This is a genomic window from Rhodococcus sp. ENV425, from assembly GCF_002887785.1.
Taxonomy (GTDB): domain Bacteria; phylum Actinomycetota; class Actinomycetes; order Mycobacteriales; family Mycobacteriaceae; genus Rhodococcus; species Rhodococcus aetherivorans.
Window position 1 is genome coordinate 8936 of the sequence record NZ_PCZU01000216.1, and the last position, 2504, is coordinate 11439.

The 2504-nt window shown below is 71.2% G+C and carries 2 protein-coding genes; both read right to left on the reverse strand.

Annotated features, from left to right (window positions below; translation table 11 throughout):
- Nucleotides 1–180: 180 nt before the first annotated feature.
- Nucleotides 181–1254: a phosphoribosylformylglycinamidine cyclo-ligase gene (gene purM / locus CQZ88_RS18715; RefSeq protein WP_006930215.1), complete on the reverse strand. Its 1074-nt coding sequence runs from the start codon at nucleotides 1252–1254 to the stop codon at nucleotides 181–183.
- A 175-nt stretch (nucleotides 1255–1429) separates the two neighbouring features.
- Nucleotides 1430–2504: amidophosphoribosyltransferase (gene purF / locus CQZ88_RS18720; RefSeq protein ID WP_258008666.1), on the reverse strand; the 1075-nt coding region annotated here is incomplete at its 5' end.

Sequence of the window (2504 nt, forward strand, 5' to 3'; positions counted from 1 at the left end):
GCCCGGATCCCGCACAGCTCTGCGGACCCGGTCGGGCGGTGAGGCGATCCCGAAAACTTCTTCATCACCACGACGCGCAGCGCCCGGGCCGTCCTGAACGGCCCGGGCGCTGCGTGTTTCGGGTGTGGAGAGGTTCCGGGGTGGGGCGTTCCCGGATGCCGGACTCGGGCCGGCGCCGGGTCAGAACCGCGGGTGGTCGCCCACCAGCACGGCCCGCACGTCGTCCTGGTCCTGCGACTTGCGCACGGTGCCCAGGGTCCAGCAGTCGATGTGCCGCGCGGTGAGCACCGCGAGGGCCCGGTCGACGTCCTCGGGCGCGACGATCGCGACCATGCCGACGCCCATGTTGAAGGTCTTCTCCATCTCGGCCCGCTCGACGCGGCCGCGCTGGGCGATGAGCCCGAACACCGGAGCCGGGCTCCACGTGGTGCGGTCGAGTTCGGCGACGAGTCCCTTCGGCATCACGCGGGCCAGGTTCCCCGCGAGTCCCCCGCCGGTGACGTGGCAGAAGGTACGGACCTCGGTCTCGGCGGCCAGCGCGAGGCAGTCCTTCGCGTAGATCCGGGTCGGCTCGAGCAGTTCCTCGCCGAGGGTGCGGCTGAACTCGTCGACGTGTGCCGTCAGGCTCATCTTGCCGATGTCGAGAAGGACCTTGCGCGCCAGCGAGTATCCGTTGGAGTGCAGGCCCGACGAGCCCATGGCGATGACCACGTCGCCCGGGCGCACCCGGTCGGGTCCGAGCAGCCTGTCGGCCTCGACGACGCCGACACCGGTGGCGGACAGGTCGTAGTCCCCGTCGGCCATCACGCCGGGGTGCTCGGCGGTCTCGCCGCCGAGCAGCGCGCAACCGGCCTGGACGCAGCCGGCCGCGATGCCGCCGACGATCTCGGCCACCCGCTCGGGCACCACGCGACCGACCGCGATGTAGTCCTGCAGGAAGAGCGGTTCGGCGCCGCAGACCACGAGGTCGTCGACGACCATCGCGACGAGGTCGAGACCGACCGTGTCGTGCTTGTCGAGGGCCTGCGCGACGGCGAGCTTGGTGCCGACGCCGTCGGTGGACGCCGCGAGCAGCGGTTCCTTGTAGTCACCCTTGAGCGCGAACAGACCCGCGAATCCGCCGAGGCCGCCGAGCACCTCCGGGCGGGTCGCCTTCTTCGCGTGCGGTGCGAACAGTTCGACGGCTCGATCGCCGGCCTCGATGTCCACGCCCGCCGCTGCGTAGGAAGCTCCGGGGGTTGTGTCCTCGGTCATGGGTTGTCGGCTCCAGCCTCGAGTTGTGGTGAACAGGTGTGTCGGCATCGCTGCCGGGCGCGCGCACGCACGCCGAAGCCCGCCGATCGCGCACCTCAAGGTACCTGACCGGGTCGGACCGCCGACGCGCGACGACGCGAAACCGTGGCCGCCGCCATCGCGGCGGCGGGTGGGTCTAGGGGCGGCTCAACGCGTCCGCGTTGTCGTTGTCGAGCACCGGCGCGGTGCCCGCGGCCCCGCCGAGCATGCCTTCGAGCACGTTCTTTCCGACGGCGTGCTCCTTCGGCAGCGCGATCGGGTAGTGCCCGTCGAAGCACGCGGCGCACAGGCGCGATGCGGGCTGCTCGGTGGCGCCGATCATCCCGTCGATCGAGATGTACCCGAGGGAGTCCGCACCGATCGAACGGCGCACCATCTCCACCATCTCGTCGAAGTCGTGCCCGGTCAGCTCGGAGGCGTCGCGGGTGCCGCCGCCGTTGGCGATCAGCTCGGCCGGGGACGCGAAGTCGATGCCGTAGAAGCAGGGCCACTTCACCGGCGGCGACGCGATCCGCACGTGGATCTCGAGCGCACCGGCCTCGCGGAGCATGCGGATCAGGGCGCGCTGAGTGTTGCCACGCACGATCGAGTCGTCGACGACGACGAGCCGCTTGCCGCGGATCACCTCGCGCAGCGGATTGAGCTTGAGCCGGATGCCGAGCTGCCGGATGGTCTGGCTCGGCTGGATGAAGGTGCGGCCCACGTAGGCGTTCTTCATCAGGCCCTGGCCGTAGGGGATGCCGGAGCCCTGGGCGTAGCCGACGGCGGCCGGGGTGCCCGACTCCGGGACCGGGATGACCAAGTCCGCGTCGACCGGGTGTTCCTTGGCCAGGCGCCGGCCGATCTCGACGCGGGTCGCGTGCACCGAGCGGCCCGCGATCGTCGAGTCCGGACGCGCGAGGTAGACGTACTCGAACACGCAGCCCTTGGGCTCGGGGTTCGCGAAGCGGGTCGAGCGGACGCCGTCGGCGTCGATGGCGAGCAGCTCGCCGGGCTCGATGTCGCGCACGAAGGACGCACCGACGATGTCGAGCGCGGCGGTCTCGCTGGCCACCACCCAGCCACGGTCCAGGCGACCCAGGCACAACGGCCGGATTCCCCACGGATCGCGGGCGGCGTAGAGCGTGTGCTCGTCCATGAAGGTGAGGCAGAAGGCACCACGCAGGGTCGGCAGCAGCTCGAGGGCCGCCTGCTCGACGGTGCTGTCGGCG